The sequence below is a fragment of the Burkholderia pyrrocinia genome, assembly GCF_018417535.1.
Lineage (GTDB): Bacteria > Pseudomonadota > Gammaproteobacteria > Burkholderiales > Burkholderiaceae > Burkholderia > Burkholderia pyrrocinia_E.
Genome location: NZ_CP070977.1, coordinates 228,592 through 254,596, shown reverse-complemented (window position 1 = coordinate 254,596; position 26,005 = coordinate 228,592). Strand labels below are relative to the sequence as shown.

Below are 26,005 nucleotides of genomic sequence, written 5' to 3'. Positions count from 1 at the left end.
TGGTCCTTAACCTATTTCCGCCCGTTCGCGCCTTCGCCCGACCGTGCGCTCAAATTCCGCAACCGGGTTCGCTTCAGGCCGCAGCCGCGTGCGCGTGGCCGCCGACCATGCAGTGCTTGTGCTCGACGTGGTACGCGAATTCGTCCCAGTAGTGCTTGAGCATCCCGCGTACCGGCATCGCCGCCGCATCGCCGAGCGCACAGATCGTGCGGCCCATGATGTTCTCGGCAACCGAGTTCAGCAGGTCCAGATCTTCCTGGCGGCCTTCGCCGTGCTCGATACGGTTCACGACGCGATACAGCCAGCCGGTGCCTTCACGGCACGGCGTGCACTGGCCGCACGATTCCTCGTAGTAGAAGTACGACAGGCGCAGCAGCGAGCGCACCATGCAGCGCGTCTCGTCCATCACGATCACCGCGCCGGAACCGAGCATCGAGCCGGCCTTCGCGATCGAATCGTAGTCGAGATCGGTCTGCATCATGATGTCGCCCGGGATCACCGGTGCCGACGAACCGCCCGGAATCACGGCCTTGATCTTCTTGCCGCCGCGCATCCCGCCGGCGAGCTCCATCAGCGTCGCGAACGGCGTGCCGAGCGGCACTTCGTAGTTGCCCGGACGCTCGACGTCGCCCGACACCGAGAAAATCTTCGTGCCGCCGTTGTTCGGCTTGCCGATCTCGAGGTAATTCTGCGGCCCGATGGACAGCAGGAACGGCACCGCGGCGAACGTCTCGGTGTTGTTGATCGTGGTCGGCTTGCCGTACACGCCGAAGCTCGCCGGGAACGGCGGCTTGAAGCGCGGCTGGCCCTTCTTGCCTTCGAGCGACTCGAGCAGCGCCGTTTCCTCGCCGCAGATGTACGCGCCGTAACCGTGGTGCGCGTGCAGCTGGAACGAGAATTCGGAGCCCATGATGTGGTCGCCGAGGAAGCCTGCGGCGCGCGCCTCATCGAGCGCGGCCTCGAAGCGTCGATACACTTCGAAGATTTCGCCGTGGATGTAGTTGTAGCCGACGGTGATGCCCATCGCGTACGCGCCGATGGCCATGCCTTCGATCAGCGCGTGCGGGTTCCAGCGCAGGATGTCGCGATCCTTGAACGTGCCCGGCTCGCCTTCGTCCGAGTTGCAGACGAGGTACTTCTGCCCCGGGAACTGGCGCGGCATGAAGCTCCACTTCAGGCCGGTCGGGAAGCCCGCACCGCCACGGCCACGCAGGCCCGACGCCTTGACGTCGGCGATCACCTGCTCGGGCGGAATCTTTTCTTCGAGAATGCGGCGCAGCTGCTTGTAGCCGCCGCGCGCAACGTAGTCTTCGAGATGCCAGTTCTCGCCGTTCAGACCAGCGAGGATCAGCGGTTTGATGTGACGGTCGTGGAGGGACGTCATTTCGAGAGCTCCTCAAGCAGCTGGTCGATCTTCTCGCGGCTCATGAAGCTGCACATTCTGTGATTGTTCACCAGCAGCACCGGCGCATCGCCGCACGAGCCCATGCATTCGCCTTCCTTCAGCGTGAACTTGCCGTCGGGCGTGGTCTCGCCGAAGCCGATGCCCAGCTTCTGTTTCAGGTAGTCGGCAGCCGCCTCCGCGCCGCCGTGCGGGCCAAGCTGGCACGGCAGGTTCGTGCAGAGCGTGATCTTGTGCTTGCCGACCGGGTTGAGCTCGTACATCGTGTAGAACGTCGCGACTTCCTGCACGGCGACTGCCGGCATGCCGAGATAGTCCGCAACGAACTGCATCAGTTCGGGCGACAGCCAGCCGTGCTCTTCCTGAGCAACGGCCAACGCCGACATCACGGCGGACTGTTTCTGATCGGCGGGATACTTCGTCAACGCGCGATCGATTTCCTTCAGGCCTTCAGCTGAGATCATTTTCAGACACGACTCTTTCAATTCCTACCGAACGAACAACCTGCCGCACACTGGGGGTGCATGTACGGCAGACCTGGCGCTCACTCTGTTGACAGCTTGCGAAGCCGCGCCGGTTCAGCGCGCATCGCGTGTGACTTACCGCTCGCCGCCCGGAGCAAACGGGCGGCGCAACCATTAGCGATCGATCTCGCCGAACACGATGTCCTGCGTACCGATGATCGTGACGGCGTCGGCGATCATGTGACCGCGCGCCATTTCGTCGAGCGACGCCAGGTGAGCGAAACCCGGTGCGCGAATCTTGAGGCGATACGGCTTGTTGGCACCGTCCGACACGAGGTAGATGCCGAACTCGCCCTTCGGATGCTCGACCGCCGCGTACGCTTCGCCTTCCGGCACATGGAAACCTTCGGTGAAGAGCTTGAAATGGTGAATCAAGTCTTCCATGTTGGTCTTCATGCCGACGCGCGACGGCGGTGCAACCTTGTGATTGTCCGTCATCACCGGGCCCTGATTCTTGCGGAGCCACTCAATACACTGTTTCGCGATGCGGATCGACTGGCGCATTTCTTCGACGCGCACCAGATAGCGGTCGTAGCAATCGCCGTTCACGCCGACCGGCACGTCGAAATCCATGCGATCGTACACTTCGTACGGCTGCTTCTTGCGCAGATCCCACGCGATGCCCGAGCCGCGCAGCATCGGGCCCGTCAGGCCCATCTGCAGCGCACGTTCGGGGCTGACCACGCCGATCCCGACCAGACGCTGCTTCCAGATCCGGTTGTCGGTGAGCAGCGTTTCGTATTCGTCGACGCACTTCGGGAAGCGCGTGAAGAAATCGTCGATGAAGTCGAGCACCGAGCCGCTGCGCGCTTCGTTCATCCTCGCGAGCGCCTTCTCGTTGCGAATCTTCGACGCCTTGTATTGCGGCATTGCGTCAGGCAGGTCGCGGTAGACGCCGCCCGGGCGGTAGTACGCCGCGTGCATCCGGGCGCCGGACACCGCTTCGTACACGTCCATCAGGTCTTCGCGTTCGCGGAATGCGTACAGGAACACGGCCATCGCGCCGACGTCGAGTGCGTGCGCGCCGATCCACATCAGGTGGTTCAGCACGCGCGTGATCTCGTCGAACAGCACGCGGATGTATTGTGCGCGCTCCGGCACTTCGATGCCGAGCAGCTTTTCGATCGCGAGCACATAGCCGTGCTCGTTGACCATCATCGACACGTAGTCAAGACGGTCCATGTACGGCACGGACTGGATGAAGGTCTTGGATTCCGCGAGCTTTTCGGTCGCGCGGTGCAGCAGGCCGATGTGCGGATCGGCACGCTGGATGACTTCGCCGTCGAGCTCGAGCACGAGGCGCAGCACGCCGTGCGCTGCCGGGTGCTGCGGACCGAAGTTGAGCGTGTAGTTCTTGATTTCTGCCATGACGCCCCCTTAATGTTTCAGACCGCCATAGCGATCCTCGCGGATCACGCGCGGCGTGATTTCGCGCGGCTCGATCGTCACCGGCTGGTACACGACCCGTTTCTCTTCCGGGTCGTAACGCATTTCGACGTAGCCCGACACCGGGAAGTCCTTGCGGAACGGGTGGCCGATGAAGCCGTAGTCGGTGAGGATGCGGCGCAGGTCGGGGTGGCCTTCGAACACGATGCCGTACAGGTCGAACGCTTCGCGCTCGTACCAGTTCGCGGAGGTCCAGATGTCGACCAGCGACGCCACGATCGGCAGGTCGTCGTCCGGCGCGAACGCACGCAGGCGCAGGCGCCAGTTGTTCGTGACCGACAGCAGGTGCGACACGGCCGCGAAACGCGGGCCGTCGTAGGCGCCGTCGCCGAAGGTCTGGTAATCGACGCCGCAGAGGTCGATCAGTTGCTCGAAACGGAGCTTCGGATCGTCGCGCAGCGTCTTTGCGACTTCGAGGTAATCGCTCGCCTTCACGACGAGCGTCAGTTCACCGACTGCTTCGGTGAGGCTCACCACGCGCGCGCCGAGCGCGGCTTCGAGGTTTGCCTTGAGGGTCTCGATTTTGCTTGCCATATTGAGGGGACGCTCGGGGCTTTATTGACGGGCGATGGTATTGGTGCGGCGGATCTTCGCCTGAAGCTGGATCACGCCGTAGACCAGCGCCTCGGCCGTGGGCGGGCAGCCCGGCACGTAGACGTCGACCGGCACGATCCGGTCGCAGCCGCGGACCACCGAGTACGAGTAGTGGTAATAACCACCGCCGTTCGCGCACGACCCCATCGAGATCACCCAGCGCGGTTCGGCCATCTGGTCGTACACGCGGCGCAACGCGGGCGCCATCTTGTTGCAGAGCGTGCCGGCGACGATCATCACGTCCGACTGACGCGGGCTCGGGCGAAACACGACGCCGAACCGGTCCAGATCGTAACGGGCCGCGCCCGCATGCATCATCTCGACGGCGCAACACGCGAGCCCGAACGTCATCGGCCACAGCGAGCCGGTACGCGTCCAGTTGATCAGCTTGTCAGCCGTCGTGGTGACAAACCCTTCCTTCAAGACCCCTTCGATACTCATTTGCTTTCCACTCCAGACGAGCGACCGAGCGTGGCCGCCCATGCAAACCGGCGATTAACCCATCACTCCCAGTCGAGCCCGCCTTTCTTCCAGATATAGGCAAAGCCCAGCAGGAATTCGAGCAGAAAAATCATCATTGCGATGAAACCCGGCCAGCCGATGTCCCGGAGCGCGACGCCCCACGGAAACAGGAATGCGGTTTCGAGATCGAAGATGATGAACAGGATGGCGACGAGGTAATACCGAACGTCGAATTTCATCCGGGCGTCTTCAAAGGCTTCGAAGCCGCACTCGTACGGTGCGTTCTTCTCGACGTCCGGCTTGTTGGGACCAAGGAGCTTGCCGATGCTGACCAGCGCTATACCTAAACCAGTGCCCACGAGGAGGAACAACAAGACGGGGTAATAGGCTGCGAGGTTCAAGGCAATCCTCTATCGGTTGGTTCTGAGCGTCCGGAGAATACCACTTCCGGCGGAAGGAATCATTTCGGAGTGCCGGCGATCGCAAGACAACCGCAAGCCCACCCCAGAAATGAAAAATGCCAGCCACTAGAAGCGGCTGGCATTGAGTAACTTTGGTGCCGACGGCGAGACTCGAACTCGCACAGCTTTCGCCACTACCCCCTCAAGATAGCGTGTCTACCAATTTCACCACGTCGGCACTGCATGCAACTCGGGTTATGCTGCTTGCTTCCCGCGAATCGCTTCAAGACTTAAATTCTAACCCGGCTTCCGGAATTGTTCAACGCACAAACGCAAAAATTTTAACTTTTTATTTCGGGACATCCTGGCCCGGCGCGCTTGCAGCCGAACCCGCGGCAGCGGATGCCGCGACAGCCGGAGCCGATGCCGCAGGCGCCGATGCCGGTGCGGTCGCTGCCGCGCCGAGCACGCCTGCCGACGGCGTCGACTTGTACGAACCGAGGTACGTCAGCGCGAGCGTCGCGACAAAAAAGATCGTCGCAAGAATGCCCGTCGTGCGCGACAGGAAGTTCGCGGAGCCCGTCGCACCGAACAGGCTGCCCGACGCGCCGCTGCCGAATGCAGCGCCCATGTCGGCACCCTTGCCGTGCTGCAGCAGCACGAGACCAATCACACCGAGTGCAGACAGCACCTGCACCACAATAATCAGCGTCTTGAATAACAGCATCACACCCACCCGATTGGATCGGGCGACCGGATCGACCGGCCGCCGTCATGGTTCAATTCGATCGCGGACCGCTCAACGCGCGGCCCGGCAGATCGCCAGGAAATCTTCCGCCTTCAGCGACGCGCCGCCGATCAGGCCGCCGTCGATGTCCGGCTGCGCGAACAGCTCTTCCGCGTTGTCCGGCTTCACGCTGCCGCCGTACAGCACGGACACGTCCGCCGCGCCCTTTGCCGCGAGACGTGCACGCAGGAACGCGTGCACATCCTGCGCCTGCGCCGACGTCGCGCTCTTGCCCGTGCCGATCGCCCAGACCGGCTCGTACGCGACGACGATGCGCGCAGCCTCGTCGACCGTCAGCACGGCCAGCACCGCGTCGAGCTGCGCACCGACGACCTGCTCGGTCGCACCCGACTCGCGCTCGTCGAGCGTCTCGCCGACGCACACGACCGGCGTGAGGCCGGCTGCAAGCGCGCGCTGCGTCTTCGCCGCGACCGTCTCGTTACGCTCGCCGTGATACGCGCGACGCTCCGAGTGGCCGACGATCGCATAGCGTGCGCCGAACTCCGCAACCATCGCGGCCGCCACTTCGCCGGTGAACGCGCCCTGCTCGTGCGCGGACACGTCCTGCGCGCCCCAGGCAACACGGCCGCCGTCGAGCTGCGCCTGAACCTGCGCGAGATACGGGAACGGCACGCACACGCCGACCGACGTTTCGGCCGCCACCGCGCCCGCGCCCTGCACCACTTCGTTCAGCAACGCCTGGTTGCCGGCCAGCCGGCCGTGCATCTTCCAGTTGCCGATCACCCGCTTAGTTCTCTGTTTCGACATCGTGTCTGTCTCGTCACCGCTGTGTCATTAACGCGCCGGAAACCGGCCGTCAGGTTTGATCTGGCGAAGCAAACCCGCGATTTTACTGCGCACGGCTTGAACCGGTCAAACTGCGCATGTCAAGCCCGGCCGCACAGGCCGTCAGGCGTTCGTACCCCAATCGAGCACGATCTTGCCGGTGTGCTCGCTGCTTTCCATCAGCGCATGCGCCTGCGCGGCGTCCGCGGCCGGCAGCACGCGATAGATCACCGGCTTGATGCGGCCGTCGGCAATCAGCGGCCACACGCGCGCCGTCAGTTGCGCGGCGATGCGTGCCTTGAACTCGACCGGGCGCGGCCGCAGCGTCGAACCCGTCACCGTCAGCCGGCGCCGCAGGATCTCGCTCAGGTTGACGTCGGCCTTCGCGCCGCCGAGCAGCGCGATCAGCACGAGCCGGCCGCCGTCCGCAAGCGCGGACAGCTCGCGCGGCACGTACGAGCCCGCCACCATGTCGAGGATCACGTCGACGCCGCGATCGTGCGTCAGCGACTTCACGACCTCGACGAAGTCTTCGGTCTTGTAGTTGATCGCGCGTTCGGCGCCGAGCGCCTCGCACGCACGGCACTTGTCGGCGGTGCCGGCCGTCGCGAACACGCGAAAACCGAGCGCGTGCGCGATCTGGATCGCCGTCACGCCGATGCCGCTCGAGCCGCCCTGCACGAGCAGCGTTTCCTGCTCGCCGCCCTCTCCCGCGCCGAGCTGCGCACGGTCGAACACATTGCTCCACACGGTGAAGAACGTCTCGGGCAGCGACGCGGCCTCGATATCGGTGAGCCCGCCCGGTACCGGCAGGCATTGCGGCAGCGGTGCGACCGCATACTCGGCATAACCGCCGCCCGCGAGCAGCGCGCACACGCGATCGCCGAGCTTCAGGCCGAACGGGTTCAGCGCGGCATCGGACAGGTCGCCGCCGACGATCTCGCCCGCGACCTCGAGGCCCGGCAGATCCGACGCGCCCGGCGGCGGCGCATAGGCGCCCTTGCGCTGGAACACGTCGGGCCGGTTCACACCGGAAGCCGCCACCTTGATCAGCACCTCGCCGCGCTTCGGTTCGGGGCGCGGACGCTCCGCAAGCTTCAGCACGTCGGGGGCGCCGAATTCGGTGATTTCGATGGCTTTCATGGTGAGGGGGGCTCCAGGATCGGAATCGGATGGCGCGCCCGTGCGCGCGGCACGGGCGCCTCGCCGGCGCTGCTGCGCCGCGCAACGATGCTACAGAAAAAACGGCCGGCGCGCTTTCGCACTGCCGGCCGTTGGTCCGCCTGTCCGCTTACTGCTGCGGCGGCGTGTCCGACTGCGGCGCCGCCGCTGCTTCGTTCAGCAGCGCCTTGGCCGACAGACGCACGCGACCCTTCTCGTCCGTCTGGATCACCTTGACCTTGACCTGCTGGCCTTCCTTCAGGTAGTCGTTGATGTCCTTCACACGCTCGTTGACGATTTCCGAGATGTGCAGCAGGCCGTCCTTGCCCGGCAGCAGGTTCACGATCGCGCCGAAATCGAGCAGCTTCAGCACGGTGCCTTCGTACACCTGGCCGACTTCGATCTCGGCCGTGATGTTCTCGATGCGCTTCTTCGCTTCGGCCATGCCGTCGCTGTTCGTGCTCGCGATCGTCACGACGCCGTCGTCGGAGATGTCGATGGTCGTGCCCGTTTCTTCGGTCAGCGCGCGGATCACCGAACCGCCCTTGCCGATCACGTCGCGGATCTTTTCCGGATTGATCTTGATCGTGATCATGCGCGGCGCGAATTCGGACAGCTGCGTGTTCGCGCCCGAGACCACCGACGTCATCTTGCCGAGGATGTGCATGCGGCCTTCCTTCGCCTGCGCGAGCGCGACCTGCATGATTTCCTTCGTGATGCCCTGGATCTTGATGTCCATCTGCAGCGCGGTCACGCCTTGCTCGGTGCCCGCGACCTTGAAGTCCATGTCGCCGAGGTGATCTTCATCGCCGAGGATGTCGGTCAGCACCGCGAACTTGTTGCCTTCGAGGATCAGGCCCATCGCGATGCCCGCGACGTGCGCCTTCATCGGCACGCCGGCGTCCATCAGCGCGAGGCAGCCGCCGCACACCGATGCCATCGACGACGAACCGTTCGACTCGGTGATTTCCGACACGACGCGGATCGAGTAGCCGAATTCGTCGGCGCTCGGCAGGCACTTGACCAGCGCGCGCTTCGCGAGGCGGCCGTGGCCGATTTCGCGGCGCTTCGGCGAGCCGACGCGACCCGTTTCGCCGGTCGCGAACGGGGGCATGTTGTAGTGGAGCATGAAGCGCTCGCGGTACTCGCCTTCGAGCGCGTCGATGATCTGCTCGTCACCCTTCGTGCCGAGCGTCGCGACAACCAGCGCCTGCGTCTCGCCGCGCGTGAACAGCGCCGAGCCGTGGGTGCGCGGCAGCACGCCGGTGCGAATCTCGATCGGGCGCACGGTACGCGTGTCGCGGCCGTCGATGCGCGGCTCGCCGTTCAGGATCTGCGAACGGACGATCTTCGCCTCGATGTCGAACAGCACGTTGCCGACGGTGGCCTTGTCGGCCGCGACCGTACCGGCCGCCTGCGCGTCTTCCTCGAGCTTCGCCGAAGTCGCCGAGTAGACTTCCTTCAGCTTCGTCGAGCGGGCTTGCTTGTCGCGGAGCTGGTAAGCGGCGAGCAGGTCGTTCTGCGCCAGCTCGGTCACGCGCGCGATCAGCGCCTCGTTCTTCGGCGCCGGCTGCCAGTCCCACTCGGGCTTGCCGCCTTCGCGCACAAGTTCGTGGATCGCGTCGATCGCGACCTGCATCTGCTCGTGGCCGAACACCACGGCGCCCAGCATCACTTCTTCCGACAGCTGATCGGCTTCCGATTCGACCATCAGCACCGCGCGTTCCGTACCCGCGACGACGAGGTCGAGGCTCGATGCCTTGATCTGGTCACGCGTCGGGTTCAGCACGTAGGCGTTGTCGATGTACGCGACGCGCGCGGCACCGACCGGGCCGTTGAACGGCAGGCCCGACACGGCGAGCGCAGCCGATGCGCCAATCAGCGCAGGGATGTCCGCCGGAATTTCCGGGTTCACGGACAGCACGTGGATCACGACCTGGACTTCGTTGTAGAAGCCTTCCGGGAACAGCGGACGCAGCGGACGGTCGATCAGGCGCGACGTCAGCGTCTCGTGCTCCGACGGACGGCCTTCGCGGCGGAAGAAGCCGCCCGGGATCTTGCCGGCCGAGTAGGTCTTTTCGAGGTAGTCGACGGTCAGCGGGAAGAAATCCTGACCCGGCTTCGCCGACTTCGCGCCGACGACGGTTGCCAGCACGACGGTGTCTTCGACGTCGACGATCACGGCGCCGCTTGCCTGGCGAGCGACTTCACCGGTTTCGAGGCGCACCTTGTGCTGGCCCCACTGGAATTCCTTCACGACCTTGTTGAACAATGACATGGTTGCTCCTTTGAATTCATGCATTTCATTCGCCGCGCCGGCCATCCCGCGCGGCGGCGTCCCGACCGAATCACCCGGAGCAAGGTGTGTTTTTTATGCCATTCCAGCGCGGCGCTCGTGCAGCGACGCGCTGGAATGACACAAATCCCGACCCCGGTATCAGCCGTTGCGGCTGTCCGGCACGAACATGCCGGACAGCCTGCGATGCGTGTGACGCTACGCACCGCGCAAAAACAAAATGCCTGTATCAGCGGACTGACACAGGCATCTTGCTGGCGGCAATCGCCTCGATTACTTACGCAGACCCAGCTTCTCGATCAGTGCGCGGTAACGGTCGGCATCCTTGCCCTTGAGGTAGTCGAGCAGCTTGCGGCGGCGGCTAACCATACGCAGCAGGCCGCGGCGGCTGTGGTGATCCTTCGCGTGGGTCTTGAAGTGACCCGTCAGTTCGACGATACGTGCGGTCAGCAGTGCGACCTGGACTTCGGGCGACCCCGTGTCGTTGGTACCGCGGGCGAACTGAGCAACGACTTCCGACTTCTTGATATCTGCAACAGACATGTGATTTCCTTTCTAACTGAACAGGCGGACACGGAAGAATGGCCGTGCCGTGACTTACAACCGGCGGGCATTGTAACACAACTCCACACCGTTCCTACCGCCCCTGTCACGGGCGCGTCATCGAACAGGTCGACGGCATTTCCGTGCGCTGCGCCGGCACCGCCAGCACCGTCCGGAAACCGTAGCCCGAACCCTCGTTGTCGAAGCGCACACCCGGCGTGCCGGCCTTGTCCATCTCCATCACATAAAGGGGCTGGATCATCTGATGATCCTGCGCGCGCATTCGCGACGCGTGGAAGCCGTCGTCGAACGACAAGCCCTCGAACGCACGCGCGACCGCGACAGGGTCGGCCGACCCCGCGCGGTTCATCGCGGCGGCCAGCATCTCGATCATCAGGCTCATCCGCCGCACCGGATAGTCGTCCTGCGCGGCCGGAAAACGGGTCCGGAACGCACGGTAGAACGCGTCGGATTTCGTACCGCCTGCGTTCGGATGCCAGTCCGCCACGGCGACGACCCGCCCGACACCGGCATCGCCGAGCGCGGCCGGCGCGCCGAGGCTGTTGCCGTAGAACGTGTAGAACTTCGCATTCAGCCCCTGCTCGCGCGCCGCCTTCACGAGCAGCGTGAGGTCGTTGCCCCAGTTGCCGGTCACGACGGCATCCGCGCCGCTCGCGCGGATCTTCGCGACATACGGCGAGAAATCCTTGATCCGGCCGATCGGGTGGAATTCGTCGCCGGCGATCGTCACGTCCGGGCGCCGCGCGGCCAGCGCCTGCCGCGCGAGCGTGCTGACGTCGTGGCCGAAGCTGTAGTCCTGGTTCAGCAGATAGACCTTGCGCAGCGCGCGGTCGCGCGCCATCACGTCCGCGAGCGCGGCCATCCGCATCCCCGCGTGCGCGTCGAAGCGAAAATGCCAGAAACTGCAGCGCGCGCCGGTCAGCGCCGGATCGTCTGCCGAATAGTTGAGGAACAGCATCCGGTTGTCCGGATCGCGCGCGTTCAGCTTGTCGAGCGCCGCGACGAGCGCGGCCGCGACAGCCGAACTGTTGCCCTGCGCGACGAAGCCGATATGCCGGTCCGCGGCCGCGCGCAACTGCACGAGCGCCTCCTCCGGGCTGCCCTTGCTATCGAGCACGACGAGCTCGAGCGGATGCGCGCCGTCGCGCAGCTTCACGCCGCCCGCCGCGTTGACCTGCTCGACGCCGAAGCGCAGGTTGCGCTCGACCGCCGCGCCCGCGTTCGCGAACGGGCCCGACATCCCTTCGATCAGCGCGATCCGCACCGGCTCGCCGCCGGCAAACGCGGACGACACCAGCATCCACCCCGCGCCCAACACGAGCGCGCACCGCTTCCACCCCTGCATCGGCTACCTGCCCTTCAATCTGCCCGAGAAGCGCGGATCATAGGCCGGCGCCCCTGCCGGCCGCAAGCGCGGCAGCGCCGGCGATCCGGACCGATTTTTTCGGCGCGATGTACCGTCGCTCGCCGTCCGTGATACAACAAGACTTGTTCCCGTATCCTGGAGAATCCCCATGCGCATTCGCATTCCCGCGCGCCTGCCGGTGTTGTTCGCCTGTGCCGCCGCGCTGCTGGCCGGTTGCGCACAACCGTGGCAGCAATACCAGGCCGGCCAGGACGAGTCGGCGATCGTCGCGCGCATGGGCCCGCCGCGCGAGATCTACGATCTGCCCGGCGGCGGCAAGCGCCTGATGTGGCCGACCCAACCGATGGGCGAGATCACGATCGCGGCCGACGTCGACGCTGCCCACAGGATCGTCAACGTGCGCCAGGTGCTGCAACCGAACGAGTTCTATCGTGCGGAGATCGGCAAGTGGACGAAGACCGATGTCCTCGTCAATTTCGGACGCCCCGTCGAGACATCCTACTTCCCGCTGATGAAGCGCGAGGTGTGGACGTATCGGTATCTCGAGGACAACGTCTGGTACATGATGTACAGCTTCTACTTCGATCCGCAGGGCATCCTGCGCATCACGCAGAAAACGCCGGACCCGCTGCACGATCCCGATCGCCGCAACCTGTTCTGACCGATTACGCATTTACGCGCAATTTTCACAATGGCCATTCACGAATTATTGCGTGAATGGCCATTTCCTTTTTTCCGCCATCCGATTAATTCAGGAAATGCAGCGGAAATCTTTTCCGATCAATGGCATTCCGGTGGAAATACGCTGAAATCCCCGTCATGCGGGCCTCTGCGCGGAAACAGGCATGCGCAATGCATGTCATGCATTGAGTTGGTGCATGCAATGCACTCCATCAACCCAATTTGAAACAATTTGTTTCAACGCACCCGGAATGCTAGGGCATACCCCTAATATCAGTCGAAATTAAACCTTTCAATTTAGAAAGAATCCTATTGCATCATTTCGGCCGATATTTATTTGCCTTTATCAAAAAGGAGTCCTCATGAATCACCCCAAGAGCATGCTGGTTGCCAACATCGCCTGGGCCCGCGAGACGCGTGAACACACGCCCGGTTTCTTCGACGCGCTCGCGCGCGGCCAGAACCCGCGCGTGCTGTGGATCGGCTGCGCCGACAGCCGCGTGCCGGCCGAAACCATCACGCATAGCGCGCCCGGCGAACTGTTCGTCCATCGCAACATCGCGAACCTGTTCCATCCCGACGACGACAATTCCGCCAGCGTGCTCGAGTACGCGGTGCGCGTGCTGCAGGTCGACCACGTGATCGTGTGCGGGCACTACGGGTGCGGCGGCGTACGCGCATCGCTGCTGCCGCCGCCGTCCGACCTGCCGCACGTCGCGCGCCGCATCGCGCCGCTCTGCGCGCTCGCGCGGCGCCATCGCGACACGCTCGACGGGCTCGACGACACGGCCGCCGCCGACCGCCTCGCCGAGCTGAACGTGCTCGAACAGGTGCGGCTGCTGCGCGCGTCGCCGATCGTGCGCGGCCGCGAACGGCCGCCGCTCGTGCACGGCTGGATCTTTTCGCTCGCCGACGGCCGCCTGCTGGAGCTCGATTCCGGCTACGCGACGCTGCCTGCCGACGTCGAACCCGTGCAGGCGGCAACGGCCGCCGCGCTCGGCTGATTCGTCCCCGCCCCTACGCCAATGAAATCGCCCCAACCATGAAACTGAACGAGCGCCTGTCCACCCTGCCGCGCGACATCGTCGCCGGCATCGTCGTTTTCCTCGTCGCGCTGCCGCTCTGTCTCGGCATCGCCAATGCATCCGGCGTCGAGCCGTTCGCCGGGCTCGTGTCCGGCATCGTCGGCGGTATCGTCGTCGCGCTGCTGAGCGGTTCGTCGCTGTCCGTCAGCGGGCCGGCCGCCGGCCTCGTCGTGATCGTCGTCGAAGGGATCGCGCAACTCGGCAGCTTCTCCGCATTCCTGCTCGCGGTGCTGCTGTCCGGCGTGCTGCAGTTCGGGCTCGGCATGCTGCGCGCCGGCCGCTTCGCCGCCTACGTGCCGTCGCCCGTCATCAAGGGCATGCTCGCCGCAATCGGCCTGCTGCTGATCGTGAAGCAGATCCCGTTCGCGTTCGGCATCGGCGGCTCGGCCGCGCAATCGTTTGCGAATTGGCCGGGCCTGCCGGTCGCATGGGCCGCCACGGCCGTCGCGCTCGCGTCGCTTGCGCTGCTGATCGCGTGGGACACGCCCGCGCTGCGCCGCTTCGCGCTGGTGCGCTCGGTGCCCGCGCCGCTCGCGGTCGTCGTGCTGGGCATCGGCGCGACGGTCGTGCTGGGTGTCGTCGCGCCGTCGGTCGCGCCGGGCGCCGCCCATCGCGTGACGCTGCCCGAACTCGGATCGTTCGCGGCCTTCGCGGCATCGCTCAAGCACGCGGAGCTCGGCCCGAACTTCGCGCAGCTCGTCAATCCGGACGTGTGGCGCGTCGCGATCACGCTCGCGGTCGTCGCGAGCCTCGAGACGCTGCTGAGCCTCGAAGCGGTCGAGCAGATCGACCCGAAGCGCCGGCCGACCCAGCCCGACCGCGAGCTGAAGGCCCAGGGCGTCGGCAATCTCGTCGCGGGTGCGGTCGGCGGCCTGCCGATCACGTCGGTGATCGTGCGCAGCTCGGTCAACGTCAATGCGGGCGCGCAGAGCCGGATGTCAGCGATCGTCCACGGGATGCTGCTGCTCGCGAGCGTGTTCGCGCTCACCGGCCTGATCAACCTGATCCCGCTCGCGAGCCTCGCCGCGATCCTGATCCACACCGGCTTCAAGCTCGCGAAACCGGCGCTGTTCCGCTCCGTGATGAAGCAGGGGCCGGCCGCGTTCGTGCCGTTCGCCGCGACGATCGCCGGCGTGCTCGCGGTCGACCTGCTGTTCGGCATCGCGTTCGGCCTCGCCTGCAGCGTGCTGGCGGTCGCCGCCGCGAACCTGAAAAGCCCTGTCACGCTCGCGCAGCACGACGACCACTTCCTGCTGTCGTTCCGCAAGGACGTATCGTTTCTCGGCAAGGTGCAGGTCAAGCACCATCTGCGGCACATTCCGGACCGGGCGGCGGTCATCATCGACGCGACACGCGCCGACTACATCGATCACGACGTGCTCGAACTGCTCGACGCGTTCGTCGCCGATGCGCCGCGGCGCGGGATCGCGGTCGAGTTCCGCCGACGCAGCCCGGCGCCCCGCGCGGCTACGCGCCGCTGGCTGTTCCGTGCGCCTGCCGCCGAATGAGCGGCAGATGAAAAACGCCCCGGCGGCGCAGGGCCGCACGGGGCGTTTCGGTGATGCGCAACGCGCGGCGCTTACGAGCGCTGCGGGTTGACCTTGTCGTCCTTCGAATGCAGCTTGTTCAGCGCTGAGATGTACGCCTTGGCGGACGCAGCAACGATGTCCGGATCGGTGCCGACGCCGTTGACGATCCGCCCGCTCCTCGACAGCCGGACGGTCACTTCGCCCTGCGCCTGCGTGCCGGTCGTGATCGCATTCACCGAGTACAGCAGCAGTTCGGAACCGCTGCCGACTTCGCCCTCGATCGCGTTGAACGTCGCGTCGACCGGACCGTTGCCGCGCGCCTCGCCGGTCACTTCCTTGCCTTCGACCGCGAACACGATTTTCGCCTGCGGCTGCTCGCCCGTCTCCGAACGCTGCGACAGCGACACGAACTTGAAGTGCTCCTGCTCGTGCGCGAACGCCGATTCCTCGGATACGATCGCGATGATGTCCTCGTCGAAGATCTCTGCCTTGCGATCGGCCAGATCCTTGAAGCGCATGAACGCGGCGTTCAGCTCGGCTTCGCTGTCGAGCGACACGCCGAGCTCCTGCAGGCGCTGCTTGAACGCGTTGCGGCCCGACAGCTTGCCGAGCACGATCTTGTTCGCGGTCCAGCCCACATCTTCCGCGCGCATGATCTCGTAGGTGTCGCGTGCCTTCAGCACGCCGTCCTGGTGGATGCCCGACGCGTGCGCAAATGCGTTCGCGCCGACCACGGCCTTGTTCGGCTGCACGACGAAACCGGTGATCTGCGACACGAGCTTCGACGTCGGCACGATCTGCGTCGTGTCGATGCCGACGTCGAGGCCGAAGTAGTCCTTGCGGGTCTTCACGGCCATCACGATTTCCTCGAGCGACGTGTTGCCCGCACGCTCGCCGAGACCGTTGATCGTGCACTCGATCTGGCGCGCGCCGCCGATCTTCACGCCGGCGAGCGAGTTCGCGACGGCCATCCCGAGATCGTTGTGGCAGTGCACGGAGAAAATTGCCTTGTCCGAGTTCGGAATGCGCTCGCGCAGCGTCTTCACGAGGTTGCCGTAGAGCTCCGGCACGCCGTAGCCGACCGTGTCGGCGATGTTGATCGTCGTCGCGCCCTCGGCGATCACGGCTTCCAGCACGCGGCACAGGAAGTCCAGGTCGGAGCGGCTGCCGTCTTCCGGCGAAAACTCGACGTTGTCGGTGAACTTGCGCGCGAAACGCACCGCGAGGCGCGCCTGCTCGAACACCTGGTCGGGCGTCATCCGCAGCTTCTTTTCCATGTGCAGCGGCGACGTCGCGATGAACGTGTGGATCCGGAAGCTGTTGGCCGGCTTCAGTGCGTCGGCCGCGCGCTGGATGTCCTTGTCGTTGGCCCGGGCCAGCGAACAGATCGTGCTGTCCTTCACGAGGCCGGCGATCGTGTGGATCGCGTCGAAATCGCCGTTCGAGCTGGCGGCGAAACCGGCCTCGATCACGTCGACCTTCATCCGCTCGAGATGCTTCGCGATACGGATCTTCTCTTCCTTCGTCATCGACGCGCCGGGCGATTGTTCACCGTCACGCAACGTCGTATCGAAAATGATCAGCTTGTCTGTCATGGGGAGGCTCCAGGGCTCTTTATATGGAAGTCAAACGTAATGAGATCGCGCCACCGCTGGCGACGCTCAACAACAGACGAGGCTTGACGGAGGGCGAGAACGGTCAGCGCGGCAGGCGCGCCAACGCTAGCGCGCGTAGCGGCGCACCGGCTAGAAGGAGGGAGAGGCGGGGAAATGCAGTCATGCCGGAAACTATAGCGACATTCCGTTGGGCGCGCAATCGGACGGCACCCCGAGGTTCCGGCGGCTCCATTCGAAAAAGGGGCAAATGAAAACGGCGGCCCAGGGTCGCCGTTTTCGGGCAAATCGCGCGTCAGTGATCGCGCTGCGACGAGCGCGCCGGATTCGCGCGCCCGCGGATCGCCATGTAGGCCCAGAACACGTAGCCGGACAGCCCGTACAGCACGAACAGGCAGAACAGCATCAGCGGCGGGTCGGACGACACGAGCACGAACGCGACGACGACGAGCAGGATCGCCGCGAACGGCACGCGGTGCCGCACGTCGAGTGCCTTGCCGCTGTAGAACGGCGCGTTCGACACCATCGTCACGCCCGCGTAGATCGTCAGCACGAACGCGACCCACGGCAGCCAGCCGAGCTTCATCGGCACGCGGTTGTCGGTCGCGAGCCACACGAAGCCCGCGATCAGCGCGGCGGCGGCCGGGCTCGGCAACCCCTGGAAGAAGCGCTTGTCGACCACGCCGATGTTCGTGTTGAAGCGCGCGAGGCGCAGCGCGGCGCCCGAGCAGTAGACGAACGCGGCAAGCCAGCCCCAGCGGCCGAGATCCTTCAGCACCCACTCGTACATCACGAGCGCGGGCGCGACGCCGAACGACACCATGTCCGACAGGCTGTCGAACTGCTCGCCGAACGCGCTCTGCGTATGCGTCATGCGTGCGACGCGCCCGTCCATCCCGTCGAGCACCATCGCGACGAAGATCGCGATCGCGGCGATCTCGAAGCGCACGTTCATCGCCTGCACGACCGCGAAGAAGCCGCAGAACAGCGCGGCGGTCGTGAACGCGTTCGGCAGCAGGTAGATGCCGCGCGTCTTCAGGAACCGCTGGCGCGAAGCGCGGCGGCTCTCGAGCGGTGCCGGATCGGGCGTGAGCGGCTTGTTGCGGCGGAACGGGCGCGGCGGCTGGCTGGTGCCGTTGCGCGACCGACGCGGTTTGAATGCGGCCATCGTGCGCCTCGCCGCTTACTGCTCGAGTTCGGCGAGGATCGTCGACGACGCGTAGACCTTCTCGCCGATCGACACCTTCGCGCGGCTGCCGATCGGCAGGTACACGTCGACGCGCGAACCGAAGCGGATGAAACCGTAGCGCTGGCCGCGCGACAGCGGCTCGCCGGCGCGTACGTAGCAGAGAATCCGGCGGGCGACGAGGCCTGCGATCTGCACGGCGGTGACGGTCTTGCCGCTCGCCGTCTGGATCACGACCGCATTGCGCTCGTTCTCGGTCGACGCCTTGTCGATCGCCGCGTTCAGGAACGCGCCCGGGAAGTACTCGACCTTGCTGATCGCGCCATCGACCGGCGAACGTTGCGAATGGACGTTGAAGACATTCATGAACACGCTGATCTTCAGCGCTTCGCGGTTCGCGTACGGATCCTGCGTGGTCTCGACCGCGACGATGCGGCCGTCCGCCGGGCACAGCACCGCGTTCGGCTGCGCCGGGATCGGGCGCTGCGGATCGCGGAAGAACTGGACGACGAAAGCGAGCAGCAGCCAGAACGGCCACGCGAAGCCGAAGCCCCCGACGGCGTGGATCAACAGCGCGATGACGGCAGCAATCGCGATGAACGGCCAGCCTTCGCGCGCGATGATCGGATGAGGATAGTTCATGGATTCGTTCTGTGTTCGGTGAATTGCAAAGCCCGTAGCATAACAAAAGCCGCCCGGGGCACTGCTGCCTTCGGACGGCTTTTTGACGCCGACCCTCCACTCGAAGGGCCGGAACAGCACGCGGTGCTTAGTTCTTCGTCTGGTCAACGAGCTTGTTCTTCGCGATCCACGGCATCATCGCGCGCAGCTTCGCGCCGACCTGCTCGATCTCGTGCTCGGCCGTCAGGCGGCGGCGCGATTGCAGCGTCGGAGCGCCTGCCTTGTTCTCGAGGATGAAGCTCTTCGCGTACTCGCCCGTCTGGATGTCGGTCAGGCACTGCTTCATCGCCTTCTTCGTCTCTTCCGTAACGACGCGCGGGCCCGTCACGTACTCGCCGTACTCGGCGTTGTTCGAGATCGAGTAGTTCATGTTCGCGATGCCGCCTTCGTAGATCAGGTCGACGATCAGCTTCAGTTCGTGCAGGCACTCGAAGTACGCCATTTCCGGCGCATAGCCTGCTTCGACCAGCGTCTCGAAGCCAGCCTTGATCAGCTCGACGGTACCGCCGCACAGCACGGCCTGCTCGCCGAACAGGTCGGTTTCGGTCTCTTCACGGAAGTTCGTCTCGATGATGCCCGCACGGCCGCCGCCGTTCGCTGCCGCGTACGACAGCGCGATGTCGCGTGCCGCGCCCGACTTGTTCTGCGCAACCGCGATCAGGTGCGGCACGCCGCCACCTTGCGAGTACGTGCCGCGCACGGTGTGGCCCGGTGCCTTCGGCGCGATCATGATCACGTCGAGGTCGGCACGCGGGATCACCTGGCCGTAGTGGACGTTGAAGCCGTGCGCGAATGCCAGCGCTGCGCCCTGCTTGATGTTTGCGTGCACTTCCTTCGCGTACACGTCGGCGATCTGCTCGTCCGGCAGCAGCATCATCACGACGTCTGCGCCCTTCACCGCTTCCGCGACTTCCTTGACCGACAGGCCGGCGTTCTCGGCCTTGCTCCACGACGCGCCGCCCTTGCGCAGGCCGACCGTCACGTTCACGCCGCTTTCCTTCAGGTTCAGCGCGTGTGCATGGCCTTGCGAACCGTAGCCGATGATCGTGACTTGCTTGCCCTTGATGAGGGAGAGGTCAGCGTCTTTGTCGTAGAAAACGTTCATGATGGGTTCCTTCGCTAATTCAAAAATTCAACAATTCGTTCGGATGGAGTACTGCGGGCCGGGACATGACGGCGCACCCGGCGTGCCTCATTGGCAATTTCGGCATCACACCTTCAGGATGCGCTCGCCGCGTCCGATGCCTGAGCTGCCGGTGCGCACGGTCTCGAGGATCGCGCTCGCGTCCAGCCCCTGGATGAATGCGTCGAGCTTGTCGCTCGCGCCCGTCAATTCGATCGTGTAGGTCTTTTCGGTCACGTCGATGATGCGGCCGCGGAAAATGTCCGACATCCGCTTCATTTCTTCGCGCTCCTTGCCCACTGCACGTACCTTGATCAGCATCAGCTCGCGTTCGATGTGTGCACCGTCGGTCAGGTCCACCACTTTCACCACCTCGATCAGGCGGTTCAGATGCTTCGTGATCTGTTCGATCACGTCGTCGGAGCCAATGGAAACGATGGTGAGCCGCGACAGCGATTGGTCTTCGGTCGGCGCCACCGTCAAGGTTTCGATGTTGTAGCCGCGTGCGGAAAACAGACCGACTACACGCGACAGCGCGCCCGGTTCGTTCTCCAGCAGGACGGAAATGATGTGTCTCATGTTCGCTTCTTCCAGAATGTGTCCGTGTCGATTCACTCGCGCCGCGCGCCGCCGCGTGCCGCACCGCCCTTCGTGAAGGCGGCAGCATCGGGCTCAAGCGCGCGTCGCGCCGTTACAGATCTTCCGATCCGAGCAGCATCTCGGTGATGCCCTTGCCGGCCTGTACCATCGGCCAGACGTTTTCGGTCGGATCGGTCTGGAAGTCGAGAAACACGGTGCGGTCCTTCAGGCGCAGCGCTTCCTTCAGCGCCGGCTCCACATCCGAGGTCTTTTCGATCCGCATGCCGACATGGCCGTACGCTTCGGCGAGCTTCACGAAATCGGGCAGCGCATCCATGTACGAATGCGAATAGCGCTTGCTGTATTCGATCTGCTGCCACTGGCGAACCATGCCGAGGTAGCGGTTGTTCAGCGAAATGATCTTCACGGGCGTGTCGTACTGCAGGCAGGTCGACAGTTCCTGGATGCACATCTGGATCGAGCCTTCGCCCGTGATGCACAGCACGTCGTCGTCCGGGTGCGCCATCTTGACGCCCATCGCTGCCGGCAGGCCGAAGCCCATCGTGCCGAGGCCGCCGGAGTTGATCCAGCGACGCGGCTTGTTGAAGCGGTAGAACTGCGCAGCCCACATCTGGTGCTGGCCGACGTCCGAGCACACGAACGCATTGCCGTCCGTCAGCTCCCACGCCTTCTCGACCACGTACTGCGGCTTGATGATCTCGCTTTCGCGATCGAACTTCAGGCAGTCCTTCGCGCGCCAGCCCTCGATGTCCTTCCACCATTGCGCGAGCGCCTCGGTGTCGGGGCCGTGTTCGGCCGTCTGCAATTGCTCGATCAGTTCCTTCAGCACTTCCTTCACGTCGCCGACGATCGGGATATCGACCTTCACGCGCTTCGAGATCGACGACGGGTCGATGTCGATGTGGATGATCTTGCGCGGACGCGACGCGAAGTGCGCCGGGTCGCCGATCACGCGGTCGTCGAAGCGGGCACCGATCGCGATCAGCACGTCGCAGTGCTGCATCGCCATGTTCGCTTCGTAGGTGCCGTGCATGCCGAGCATGCCGAGGAATTTCTTGTCCGACGCGCGATAGCCGCCGAGGCCCATCAGCGTGTTCGTGACCGGGTAGCCGAGCAGGTCCGCGAACTGGTTCAGCTCGCGCGACGCGTCGGCAAGGATGATGCCGCCGCCCGTATAGATGTACGGGCGCTTCGCCGTCAGCAGCAGCGACACGGCCTTGCGGATCTGGCCCGAATGGCCTTTCGTGACGGGGTTGTACGAACGCAGCGACACGCTCTTGACCGGCACGTACTCGCACGGCGTCTTCGAGATGTCCTTCGGGATGTCGATCAGCACCGGGCCCGGACGGCCGGTACGGGCGATATAGAACGCCTTCTTGACGGTTTCCGCGAGGTCGCGCACGTCCTTCACGAGGAAGTTGTGTTTCACGCACGGACGCGTGATGCCGACGGTGTCGCATTCCTGGAATGCGTCCTGGCCGATCGCGGCAGTCGGCACCTGGCCGCTGATCACGACCATCGGGATCGAATCCATATAGGCCGTCGCGATGCCGGTCACCGCGTTGGTGACACCGGGGCCCGACGTCACGAGACAGACGCCGACATTGCCGGTGGAACGCGCATACGCATCGGCTGCGTGCACGGCCGCCTGTTCGTGGCGCACCAGCACGTGCTGAATCTTGTCCTGCTTGTAAAGCTCGTCGTAGATATAGAGAACCGAGCCGCCGGGGTAGCCCCAGATGAATTCGACGTTTTCGTCAGCCAGTGCCTTCATGAGCACGGTGCCGCCGATGGAGTCGCTATCGGGAGGGGAAAGGGGTTCCGACGTGGAGAATTCCGCGCTGGGCATGTTCATTTTGACCTTTCGAATTTTCGGCAAAAAATTGATCGGGTGCTCTCTGCCGGGCTTGTGGCTCGGGTTCAAGCGGCGCGTCCAGTTTGAAGGGCGGGCTTCTTGGGCCAGCCTCAAATGAGACCATCACTTCATGTTGCGAATCGTTGACGATAGCGGGTCGCGAATGGGTCGTCAAGCAAAATATCCCGCAGCGCATCATGCACGCCGCCCGGCACCCCGCCGTCGCGGCTCGCGCGCAACGCGCGGCGCCCAAACCGGTGCCAAGCAGCGCGAAAATTTGTTAGCATCCGCGGGTTTTACGAAATTTTTCGACCTTTTACACCACGCAGCGGTCCGCAGCGCATACCTTCACGGAATGGCATCAGACAAGGAACTCGCCGACTTTCTGGCGGGCGTCGAAAGGCGCGCGTTCAAGCAGGCTGCGTACGCGGTGCGTGACGACGATGCGTCGCTCGACATCGTGCAGGACGCGATGATCAAGCTGGCCGAGAAATACGGCGACCGGCCCGCGGCCGAACTGCCGCTGCTTTTTCAGCGGATCCTGCAGAACGCGATCCACGACTGGTTCCGCCGGCAGAAGGTCCGCAACACCTGGGTCACGCTCTTCTCGTCGCTGAACAACACCGACGACGACGACTTCGATCCGCTCGAAACGCTCGAATCCGCGGACGACAACGCGGGCGTCGAGAGCAGCGAGCACCGCCTCGAACGAGAGCAGGTTCTGGCCCTGATCGACGAAGAAATCCAGAAACTTCCGGCGCGTCAACGGGAAGCGTTCCTGATGCGTTATTGGGAAGATATGGATGTCGCCGAGACTGCCGCCGCAATGGGGTGCTCCGAAGGCAGCGTCAAGACGCACTGCTCACGAGCCACCCACACCCTGGCGCAAGCGCTCAAGGCCAAAGGAATCACGCTATGAGCTTCGCTCCCGCAAACCGAGAACACGAATTCGCGCTGAAGGTGCGCCGCGCGCTGGACGAGCGCACGGCCGCACTGCCTGCTGCGACCACCGATCGGCTGGCCGTCGCCCGCCGGGCTGCGCTCGCGCGCAAGAAGCCCGAGGCCGCGACCGCGCCGGTGTTCGTGCCGGCCTTCGCCGGCGCGGCCGGCGCCTACGGCCCGGTGCCCACGAGCCGCCCGCAGGCCGGCCGCCCGTACGCGTCGTTCGCGCGCCGCCTGCTGCGCGCGTGGCCGCTCGCGCTTCTGCTCGCGGGGCTCATCGGCATCGCCTACTGGGAAGACATGCAGCGCACCGCCGAACTCGCCGATATCGACGCGGCGATGCTCAGCGACGACCTGCCGCTCAACGCGTATCTCGATCACGGGTTCAACGCGTATCTTTCGCACGCTCACTAACAGACAATAACGAGGGGATCGCACGGGTGAGTCAGAAGCGCGGCCTGGCCGTATTTTTCGGATGCGTGATCGCGATCGCCGTTTCCTACGTCGCCACGTATTCGCGATTCCACCCGCCCCCCGCGACGACGACCGTCGCGGCCAGCAGCCCTGCCGCGCCCGCATCGGCCGCGACCGGGCTGACCACCGACCTCCCGCCACTGCCGCTGCCGGCCGCCACCGGCCCGCTGTCGTGGGCACGCCTCACGCCGGCGCAGCACGCGGCACTCGCGCCGTTCGCCGACCAGTGGGACGGCTTCAGCGACGCCCGCAAGCGCAAATGGCTGAAGATCGCATCGCGTTTCGCGAAGTTGACGCCGGATGATCAAAAGCGCCTGCAGGACCGGATGTCCGAATGGGCGCGGATGACGCCCGACCAGCGCCGCGTCGCGCGCGAAAACTACCAGAGCGCGAAGGAGCTTTCCGCGCAGGCGCGCGAGCGCGCGTGGAAGGCCTACCAGCAACTCCCCGAGGAGCAGAAGGAACGTCTCGCGGCCGCCGAGCGCCGCCGCCGGCCGAGCGTCGTCAGCGCGCCGCCGACCGTCGCCGACCGTGACGTCCGCCGCCTCGTCAATTCGCACGAGCACCCGGCAAGCGGTGCAGCCACCGCAGCGGCGCCCGCCTCGGCCGGCGCCGCCGCGCCGCCGGTGCCCGCGCCGTCGACGGCCGGCGCCGCGTCTGCGCCCGCTGCAGTCGCACCGGTGTCGCCCGCCGACGCGCCTTCGCTGTTCAAGGGTTCCTGAGCGGCCGTGGCGAACGCCCGCGCGCCCGAGACGCCGGCCGCCGCGCCGTCCGTGCGGCGGCGCCTCGCCGCGCTGCTCTATGAAGGCGTGCTGCTGTTCGGCGTCGTGTTCTTCGCGGGGCTCGCGTTCAGCCTCGCCACGCAGCAACGCAACGGCCTCGTCCATCACAACCTGCTCGCCGCCTGGATCGCGCTCGTCGTCGGCGCGTACTTCGTCTGGTTCTGGACCCACGGCGGCCAGACGCTGCCGATGAAGACCTGGCGGCTACGACTCGAATCGTCGAGCGGCCGGCCGCTGAGCGCCGGCCACGCGCTCGTCCGCTATGCGCTCGGCTGGCTGTGGTTCCTGCCGCCGCTCGCACTGCATCCGCTCCTCGGCCTGTCGGTGCCGGTCACGCTGGCGCTCACCGCCGCATGGATCGTCGCGTGGGCCTGCGCCGCCCGGCTGCATGCCGACCGCCAGTTTCCGCACGACCGGATCGCACGCACGCGTGTCGTCGCGATCCAGCGCTGACGTACCGCCCGGCGCCCCTGCCTGCGTCGATTTCCCCCGCCCCATCCGTCAGACGAAAGCCCGTCCGCGACGGCCCGTCGCGCGCGCCACACCGCCCTATCCGATGCCGGCCTAATGGTCGGTTCGACAGCCTACACAACGCGTCGACATTCACTGCTAAACATCCTTGAACGGTCGTAATAAGAACGTCTCGTGACTGTCACGGCACAGTCACGCCCGCATGGCGGAATGCCGGTAATGTCAACCGGCGCGAGTCATGCATGGGTCAGAAAACGTCTGCGACCTCCCTGTTCCGTCAACCGCTCGGCGCTCGCGCCGCCACCGCTTTCCTATCCGGCGCGGCCGCAACCGATGCCCTGGCGTCGCAAGAACCGCCTGCTGCGCATGCCACGCAGCACGACGATCCCGACCCGTCCACCCATCGCTACCGCACCATCTGGCTGTCCGACATCCACCTCGGCTCGAGCGGCTGCCAGGCGCCGTACCTGCTCGACTTCCTGCGTCACAACGATTCGGAATACCTGTACCTGGTCGGCGACATCATCGACGGCTGGCAGTTGAAGAAAGGCTGGTACTGGCCGCAGGCGCACAACGACGTCGTGCAGAAGATCCTGCGCAAGGCGCGCAAGGGCACGCAGGTCGTCTACATCCCCGGCAACCACGACGAAGGTGCGCGGCAATTCTGCGACCTCGCGTTCGGCGACATCCAGGTGCGCGGCGAGGCGTTCCACACGACGCTCGCCGGCAAACGTTTGTGGATCGTGCACGGCGACCTGTTCGACGGCGTGATCCAGCACGCGAAATGGCTCGCGTACCTCGGCGACACGCTCTACACGCTGATCCTCGTGCTGAACCGCTGGTTCAACCGGATCCGCAACCGGCTCGGCTTCCAGTACTGGTCGCTGTCGCAGTACCTGAAGCACCAGGTGAAGAACGCAGTCAACTTCATCTCGCAGTTCGAGACCGTGATGACCGACGAAGCACGCCGCCGCGGCTGCGACGGCGTCGTCTGCGGCCACATCCACAAGGCGGAGATCCGCGACATCGACGGCGTGCTGTACTGCAACGACGGCGACTGGGTTGAAAGCCTGTCGGCGCTCGTCGAAACGATGGAAGGCGAACTGAAGATCGTCTACTGGACGGTGATGCGCAGCGCACCGTCCGCTGCTCCGTCGCGCAAGGCCAAGGCCACTGCCTGACCCACCCCAACTC

The 26,005-nt window shown here is 65.1% G+C and carries 26 protein-coding genes and 1 tRNA gene; 8 read left to right on the top strand and 19 right to left on the bottom strand.

Annotated elements, in window-relative coordinates; translation table 11 throughout:
* Nucleotides 1-73: 73 nt before the first annotated feature.
* The 13 genes from nuoF to JYG32_RS01145 form a co-directional block, all read right to left on the bottom strand.
* Nucleotides 74-1,384: an NADH-quinone oxidoreductase subunit NuoF gene (nuoF, locus tag JYG32_RS01205; RefSeq protein ID WP_034184889.1), complete on the bottom strand. Its 1,311-nt coding sequence runs from the start codon at nt 1,382-1,384 to the stop codon at nt 74-76.
* Nucleotides 1,381-1,866 carry an NADH-quinone oxidoreductase subunit NuoE gene (gene nuoE, locus JYG32_RS01200; protein ID WP_174381177.1) on the bottom strand — a complete coding sequence of 162 codons (486 nt, stop codon included), beginning with the start codon at nt 1,864-1,866 and terminating at the stop codon, nt 1,381-1,383. Before nuoE ends, nuoF begins: the two co-directional genes overlap by 4 nt.
* 174 nt (nt 1,867-2,040) lie before the next feature.
* Nucleotides 2,041-3,294, bottom strand: a complete 1,254-nt coding sequence (locus tag JYG32_RS01195; protein ID WP_174381176.1) for an NADH-quinone oxidoreductase subunit D — start codon at nt 3,292-3,294, stop codon at nt 2,041-2,043.
* Between the two features lie 9 nt (nt 3,295-3,303).
* The gene (locus JYG32_RS01190; RefSeq protein WP_174381175.1) at nt 3,304-3,906 is read right to left on the bottom strand and encodes an NADH-quinone oxidoreductase subunit C; all 603 of its coding nucleotides are present in this window, start codon (nt 3,904-3,906) and stop codon (nt 3,304-3,306) included.
* A gap of 21 nt (nt 3,907-3,927) precedes the next feature.
* Nucleotides 3,928-4,407 (bottom strand): NuoB/complex I 20 kDa subunit family protein, encoded by a 480-nt coding sequence (locus JYG32_RS01185; RefSeq protein ID WP_006398799.1) that lies wholly within the window; start codon nt 4,405-4,407, stop codon nt 3,928-3,930.
* Between the two features lie 62 nt (nt 4,408-4,469).
* On the bottom strand, nt 4,470-4,829 hold the full coding sequence (locus JYG32_RS01180; RefSeq protein ID WP_006398798.1) for an NADH-quinone oxidoreductase subunit A: 360 nt from the start codon (nt 4,827-4,829) through the stop codon (nt 4,470-4,472).
* 153 nt (nt 4,830-4,982) lie between these two features.
* Nucleotides 4,983-5,067, bottom strand: a tRNA-Leu gene (locus JYG32_RS01175).
* 111 nt (nt 5,068-5,178) lie between these two features.
* Nucleotides 5,179-5,556, bottom strand: coding sequence for a preprotein translocase subunit SecG (secG, locus tag JYG32_RS01170; RefSeq protein ID WP_047898610.1), 378 nt, complete (start codon nt 5,554-5,556; stop codon nt 5,179-5,181).
* 72 nt (nt 5,557-5,628) lie between these two features.
* Nucleotides 5,629-6,384, bottom strand: a complete 756-nt coding sequence (tpiA, locus tag JYG32_RS01165; RefSeq protein ID WP_174381174.1) for a triose-phosphate isomerase — start codon at nt 6,382-6,384, stop codon at nt 5,629-5,631.
* Nucleotides 6,385-6,525: 141 nt separating this feature from the next.
* Complete coding sequence (locus JYG32_RS01160; RefSeq protein ID WP_213264409.1) at nt 6,526-7,545, bottom strand: NAD(P)H-quinone oxidoreductase; 1,020 nt, start codon at nt 7,543-7,545, stop codon at nt 6,526-6,528.
* A 148-nt stretch (nt 7,546-7,693) separates the two neighbouring features.
* A complete protein-coding gene (pnp, locus tag JYG32_RS01155; RefSeq protein WP_213264408.1) occupies nt 7,694-9,841 on the bottom strand; it encodes a polyribonucleotide nucleotidyltransferase in 2,148 nt (715 codons plus the stop codon).
* 291 nt (nt 9,842-10,132) lie between these two features.
* On the bottom strand, nt 10,133-10,402 hold the full coding sequence (rpsO, locus tag JYG32_RS01150) for a 30S ribosomal protein S15 (protein WP_006398792.1): 270 nt from the start codon (nt 10,400-10,402) through the stop codon (nt 10,133-10,135).
* 106 nt (nt 10,403-10,508) lie between these two features.
* Nucleotides 10,509-11,768 (bottom strand): branched-chain amino acid ABC transporter substrate-binding protein, encoded by a 1,260-nt coding sequence (locus JYG32_RS01145; RefSeq protein ID WP_213264407.1) that lies wholly within the window; start codon nt 11,766-11,768, stop codon nt 10,509-10,511.
* Between the two features lie 169 nt (nt 11,769-11,937).
* Between JYG32_RS01145 and JYG32_RS01140 the strand changes: the two genes are divergently transcribed.
* From JYG32_RS01140 to JYG32_RS01130, 3 genes are all read left to right on the top strand, one after another.
* The gene (locus JYG32_RS01140; RefSeq protein ID WP_213264406.1) at nt 11,938-12,450 is read left to right on the top strand and encodes a hypothetical protein; all 513 of its coding nucleotides are present in this window, start codon (nt 11,938-11,940) and stop codon (nt 12,448-12,450) included.
* Nucleotides 12,451-12,832: 382 nt separating this feature from the next.
* On the top strand, nt 12,833-13,474 hold the full coding sequence (locus JYG32_RS01135; protein ID WP_213264405.1) for a carbonic anhydrase: 642 nt from the start codon (nt 12,833-12,835) through the stop codon (nt 13,472-13,474).
* Nucleotides 13,475-13,512: 38 nt separating this feature from the next.
* Nucleotides 13,513-15,063 carry a SulP family inorganic anion transporter gene (locus JYG32_RS01130; RefSeq protein ID WP_213264404.1) on the top strand — a complete coding sequence of 517 codons (1,551 nt, stop codon included), beginning with the start codon at nt 13,513-13,515 and terminating at the stop codon, nt 15,061-15,063.
* A 71-nt stretch (nt 15,064-15,134) separates the two neighbouring features.
* On the opposite strand, the gene JYG32_RS01125 is transcribed toward JYG32_RS01130, so the two are convergent.
* The 6 genes from JYG32_RS01125 to JYG32_RS01100 form a co-directional block, all read right to left on the bottom strand.
* Entirely contained in the window at nt 15,135-16,679 is a 1,545-nt protein-coding gene (locus JYG32_RS01125; protein ID WP_213264403.1) for a 2-isopropylmalate synthase, read from the bottom strand.
* Nucleotides 16,680-16,992: 313 nt separating this feature from the next.
* On the bottom strand, nt 16,993-17,865 hold the full coding sequence (pssA, locus tag JYG32_RS01120; RefSeq protein ID WP_174381167.1) for a CDP-diacylglycerol--serine O-phosphatidyltransferase: 873 nt from the start codon (nt 17,863-17,865) through the stop codon (nt 16,993-16,995).
* A gap of 15 nt (nt 17,866-17,880) precedes the next feature.
* Nucleotides 17,881-18,525: a phosphatidylserine decarboxylase gene (locus JYG32_RS01115; protein WP_047898619.1), complete on the bottom strand. Its 645-nt coding sequence runs from the start codon at nt 18,523-18,525 to the stop codon at nt 17,881-17,883.
* A gap of 127 nt (nt 18,526-18,652) precedes the next feature.
* A complete protein-coding gene (ilvC, locus tag JYG32_RS01110; RefSeq protein WP_213264402.1) occupies nt 18,653-19,669 on the bottom strand; it encodes a ketol-acid reductoisomerase in 1,017 nt (338 codons plus the stop codon).
* 105 nt (nt 19,670-19,774) lie between these two features.
* Nucleotides 19,775-20,266 (bottom strand): acetolactate synthase small subunit, encoded by a 492-nt coding sequence (gene ilvN / locus JYG32_RS01105; protein WP_006750445.1) that lies wholly within the window; start codon nt 20,264-20,266, stop codon nt 19,775-19,777.
* A 112-nt stretch (nt 20,267-20,378) separates the two neighbouring features.
* Complete coding sequence (locus JYG32_RS01100) at nt 20,379-22,142, bottom strand: acetolactate synthase 3 catalytic subunit (protein WP_174381166.1); 1,764 nt, start codon at nt 22,140-22,142, stop codon at nt 20,379-20,381.
* A 355-nt stretch (nt 22,143-22,497) separates the two neighbouring features.
* Between JYG32_RS01100 and JYG32_RS01095 the strand changes: the two genes are divergently transcribed.
* The 5 genes from JYG32_RS01095 (at nt 22,498) to JYG32_RS01075 (ending at nt 25,992) form a co-directional block, all read left to right on the top strand.
* On the top strand, nt 22,498-23,061 hold the full coding sequence (locus JYG32_RS01095) for an RNA polymerase sigma factor (RefSeq protein ID WP_021162797.1): 564 nt from the start codon (nt 22,498-22,500) through the stop codon (nt 23,059-23,061).
* Nucleotides 23,058-23,498, top strand: coding sequence for a DUF3619 family protein (locus JYG32_RS01090; protein ID WP_213264401.1), 441 nt, complete (start codon nt 23,058-23,060; stop codon nt 23,496-23,498). Before JYG32_RS01095 ends, JYG32_RS01090 begins: the two co-directional genes overlap by 4 nt.
* Nucleotides 23,499-23,524: 26 nt before the next feature.
* Nucleotides 23,525-24,280, top strand: coding sequence for a DUF3106 domain-containing protein (locus JYG32_RS01085; RefSeq protein ID WP_213264400.1), 756 nt, complete (start codon nt 23,525-23,527; stop codon nt 24,278-24,280).
* Between the two features lie 6 nt (nt 24,281-24,286).
* Nucleotides 24,287-24,793: an RDD family protein gene (locus JYG32_RS01080; RefSeq protein WP_213264399.1), complete on the top strand. Its 507-nt coding sequence runs from the start codon at nt 24,287-24,289 to the stop codon at nt 24,791-24,793.
* A gap of 260 nt (nt 24,794-25,053) precedes the next feature.
* On the top strand, nt 25,054-25,992 hold the full coding sequence (locus JYG32_RS01075) for a UDP-2,3-diacylglucosamine diphosphatase (RefSeq protein ID WP_174384038.1): 939 nt from the start codon (nt 25,054-25,056) through the stop codon (nt 25,990-25,992).
* Nucleotides 25,993-26,005: the final 13 nt, after the last annotated feature.